Annotated in this window: 2 protein-coding genes and 1 pseudogene; all 3 read left to right on the top strand. The window is 71.4% G+C overall.

Annotation, left to right across the window (positions count from 1 at the left end; all coding sequences use genetic code 11):
• A pseudogene (locus tag A5695_RS29365) lies at positions 1 to 310 on the top strand (hypothetical protein); the annotation flags it as partial.
• A 14-nt stretch (positions 311 to 324) separates the two neighbouring features.
• Positions 325 to 2364 carry a penicillin-binding protein 2 gene (locus A5695_RS02480; protein WP_156749426.1) on the top strand — a complete coding sequence of 680 codons (2040 nt, stop codon included), beginning with the start codon at positions 325 to 327 and terminating at the stop codon, positions 2362 to 2364.
• Between the two features lie 173 nt (positions 2365 to 2537).
• Entirely contained in the window at positions 2538 to 4118 is a 1581-nt protein-coding gene (locus tag A5695_RS02475) for a UDP-N-acetylmuramoyl-L-alanyl-D-glutamate--2,6-diaminopimelate ligase (protein ID WP_068077706.1), read from the top strand.
• Positions 4119 to 4203: the final 85 nt, after the last annotated feature.

Here is a 4203-nt window from a genome sequence, read left to right as displayed (position 1 = left end):
GGCGCCCGTGGCCGGTCAGACCCCGGCTGCGGTGCCCGCGCCGGGCGTGCCGGTCCCGGGGTTGCCCTCGCCGGCGCTGGTTGCGCCCGCTCCCGGTCCGAGTCCCGCGGAGGTGTCGGTGCCCTTGGGCGGCTTGCCCATTCCGCCGCCCGGACAGGTTCCCGCGCCGCTGCCCGCTGAGGTTCCGGTGCCGGTGCAACGGGCCCCGGCGGTGGCCCAGCCGGTGGCTCCCGTCGTGCCCGCCGCCCCGGTGCTGGCGCCGCAGCCGGTGGCGCCCGCTCCCGCCACAACGCCGGGTGCGCCCCGGTGAGCCGCGGCGAGTCCATGCGCGCCCGCCGGTCGCAGCCGACCCGGGGTCCCCGTAAGGCGCAGGAAGCCAAGGGGGTTCGCCAGCCGACGCGGCGCGGGAAGCAACAACAGGCCCAGGATATCCGGGAACCGAAGCGATTCCGGAAAGTGAAAGAAGCGAAGAAGGGCCGTGTCGCCGACCGTCCGGACGCCGTGGCGACCGGGCACTCGGCACGGGAGCGGCGCACGCGGAAGCTCGTGCTGGCGGGCACCCGCGGCGCGTCGTTCGTGTTCCGGCATCGGGCCGGAAACGCGGCCATCGGACTCCTGATCGTGGTGGCGGCGGTCCAGCTGTTCGTCCTGCAGGTGACCAACGCGCCGGCGCTGCGCGCTCAGGCGGCGGGCCAGCTCAAGGTCACCGATGTCGAGAAGGCCGTGCGCGGCAGCATCGTCGACCGCAACAAGGATCAGCTGGCGTTCACCACCGAATCACGAGCATTGACGTTCCAGCCCAAGAGGATTCGCAAGCAGCTCGACGAGGCCAAGAACAAGAACTCGGCGGCCCCCGATCCGCAGCAGCGGCTGCGCGACATCGCCAAGGAGGTCGCCACCCGGCTGGGCAACAAGCCTGACTCGGCGACGGTGTTGAAGAAGCTGCAAAGCGACGAGAACTTCGTCTATCTAGCACGCGCCGTCGACCCCGCCGTCGCCAGCGCGATCTCCGACAAGTACCCCGAAGTCGGTTCCGAGCGCCAGGATCTGCGGCAGTATCCCGGTGGCTCGTTGGCGGCCAACATCGTCGGCGGCATCGACTGGGACGGCCACGGGCTGCTCGGGCTGGAAGAATCGCTGGACTCGGTGCTGTCGGGAACCGACGGCTCGCTCACCTACGACCGCGGGTCCGACGGCGTCGTCATCCCCGGCAGCTACCGCAACCGGCATCGGGCGGTCAACGGCTCGATGGTCCAGCTGACCCTCGACGACGACATCCAGTTCTACGTGCAGCAGCAGGTCCAACAGGCCAAGAATCTGTCGGGCGCGCATGATGTTTCGGCCGTCGTGCTGGACTCGAAGACGGGCGAGGTGCTGGCCATGGCCAACGACAACACCTTTGACCCGTCCCAGGACATCGGGCGCCAGGGCGACAAGCAGCTGGGCAACCTGGCGGTGTCCTCGCCGTTCGAGCCGGGGTCGGTGAACAAGGTCATCACCGCGTCCTCGGTCATCGAGTACGGCCTGTCCAACCCCGACGAGGTGCTGCAGGTGCCCGGGTCGATCAACATGGGCGGTGTCAACGTGCACGACGCATGGGAGCACGGCGTGATGCCCTACACCACCACCGGCGTGTTCGGAAAGTCTTCCAACGTCGGCACTTTGATGCTCGCCCAGCGCGTCGGGCCGGAACGCTTCTACGACATGGTCCGCAAATTCGGGCTCGGGCAGCGCACCAACGTGGGCCTGCCCGGTGAGAGCGCCGGGCTGGTGCCGCCGATCGACCAATGGTCGGGCAGCACATTCTCCAACCTGCCTATCGGGCAAGGTCTTTCGATGACGCTGTTGCAGATGGCCGGCATGTATCAGACCATTGCCAACGACGGCGTGCGCATCCCGCCGCGGATCGTCAAGGCCACCATCGCACCCGACGGCACCCGGACGGAGGAGCCCCGTCCCGAGGGCGTGCGGGTGGTGTCGCCGCAGACGGCCCAGACCGTGCGCAACATGCTGCGCGCCGTCGTGCAGCGCGACCCGATGGGATACCAGCAGGGCACCGGGCCCGCCGCCGCGGTGACGGGCTACCAGATGGCCGGCAAGACGGGGACCGCGCAGCAGATCAACCCGGCCTGCGGCTGCTACTTCGACAACGTCTACTGGATCACCTTCGCCGGCATGGCCACTGTCGACAACCCGCGCTACGTCATCGGCATCATGATGGACAACCCGGACCGCAACGCCGACGGTACGCCCGGCCACTCGGCGGCCCCGCTGTTCCACAACATCGCCGGCTGGCTCATGCAGCGCGAGAACGTGCCGCTCTCGCCCGACCCAGGTCCACCGCTGACCCTGCAGGCGACCTAGCCCGGACGACGCCGCCGCCCGCCCATTGTGCGGTGACGGCGTCGGGTGTGCGCCCTGGGCGGGATTCGGGCCCAAAGCACGCCCTCAGCGCACACTGAAGGCCCGCACCGCACACTCGATCGACGAGCCCACCTCGGTGGCGGGCGCCGCTCGGTAGGGTGTCAAGGCCGATCATGAGGACCACGTGCGTGGACGGGAGGTGTGCCGTGCCCACTGATTTGCGCCCCAGCGCCGGGGCGGGCACGCGCCTGCCCGCGCTCGCGGCCCAGGTCGGGGCGGTGCCCGCGGACCCGAGCGCGACCATCCCCGACCTGGCCGTCACGGGCGTCACGTTGCGCGCCCAGGACGTGCGGCCGGGCGACCTGTTCGCCGCGCTGACGGGTGCCTCGACGCACGGGGCCCGGTTCGCGGGGGAGGCGATCGAACGCGGCGCCGTCGCGGTCCTCACCGACGCCGCCGGCGTCGCGGAGCTGGGGGCGTCGGCCTCGAGCGTCCCGACGCTGGTACACCCGGCGCCCCGCAGCGTGCTCGGCGTCCTGGCTGCGACCGTGTACGGAAACCCGTCGGAGCGCACCTCGGTCATCGGGATCACCGGAACCTCGGGCAAGACAACCACGACGTATCTCGTCGAGTCCGGGCTGCGAGCCGCGGGCCGAAAGGCCGGGCTGATCGGCACGATCGGCATCAGGATCGACGGCGCCGACGTGCCGAGCGCGCTGACCACGCCGGAGGCGCCCGCGCTGCAGGCCATGTTCTCGGCGATGGCCGAGCGGGGCGTGGACACCGTCGTCATGGAGGTCTCGAGCCACGCGCTGGCGCTGGGCCGGGTGGACGGCACCGGATTCGCGGTGGGCGGCTTCACCAATTTGTCCCGCGACCACCTCGACTTTCACCCCACCATGGCCGACTACTTCGAGGCCAAGGCGAAGTTGTTCGATCCCGCGTCACCGCTGCGGGCCCGGCGGACGGTGGTCTGCGTCGACGACGACGCCGGGCGCGCGATGGCGACGCGGGCCGGTGACGCCATCACCGTCAGCGCCGCCGGCGAGCCCGCGCACTGGCGCGCGATGGACGTCATGCCGATGGGCGCCGGGGGACAGCAGTTCACCGCGATCGACCCCGCCGGCGTGCGCCATCAGGTCGGCATCCGGCTGCCGGGCCATTACAACGTCGCTAATTGCCTTCTCGCACTGGCAATCCTGGACGCGGTGGGGGTGTCTCCCGAGCAGGCTGCCCCGGGGCTCTTGGAGACCCGGGTCCCCGGCCGCATGGAGGACATCGACTGTGGCCAGGATTTCCTCGCTCTGGTCGACTACGCCCACAAGCCCGGCGCGCTGCGCGCGGTACTGACCACCCTGGTGCGACCGGGTCGCCGGCTGGCGGTGGTGTTCGGCGCGGGTGGCGAACGCGACCCGGGCAAGCGGGCGCCGATGGGCGCGACCGCCGCCGAGCTGGCCGACCTGGTCGTCGTCACCGACGACAACCCCCGCGGGGAGGACCCCGCGGCCATCCGCCGCGAGATCCTGGCCGGTGCGGCCGAACGCGGCGGTGCGGCCGAGGTCGTCGAGATCGGCGACCGGCGCGCGGCCATCCGGCACGCCACCGCCTGGGCCCGGCCGGGCGACGTGGTGCTGGTCGCCGGCAAGGGGCATGAGACGGGGCAGCGCGCCGCCGGGGAGACCCGTCCGTTCGACGACCGGGTGGAGTTGACCGAGGCGTTGCGGGCCCTGCCGCCCCGTGGGGCGCGGTCATGATCGACCTCACCGTCGCGCAGATCGCCGAGCTGGTGGACGGCACGCTGGCCGACATCGCGCCGCAAGCCGCCGCCGAGCTCCGCGT

The organism is Mycobacterium sp. E1747 (genome assembly GCF_001667775.1).
Classification (GTDB): Bacteria; Actinomycetota; Actinomycetes; order Mycobacteriales; family Mycobacteriaceae; genus Mycobacterium.
Note: the sequence above shows the minus strand (reverse complement) of the source record. Positions and strands in the feature narration are given on the sequence as shown.

Bases quoted from the DNA above. Each gene is read 5' to 3' on its own strand.
- A5695_RS02475 (WP_068077706.1), top strand. From the start codon at position 2,538: ATGAGGACCACGTGCGTGGACGGGAGGTGTGCCGTGCCCACTGATTTG.
- A5695_RS02480 (WP_156749426.1), top strand. From the start codon at position 325: ATGCGCGCCCGCCGGTCGCAGCCGACCCGGGGTCCCCGTAAGGCGCAG.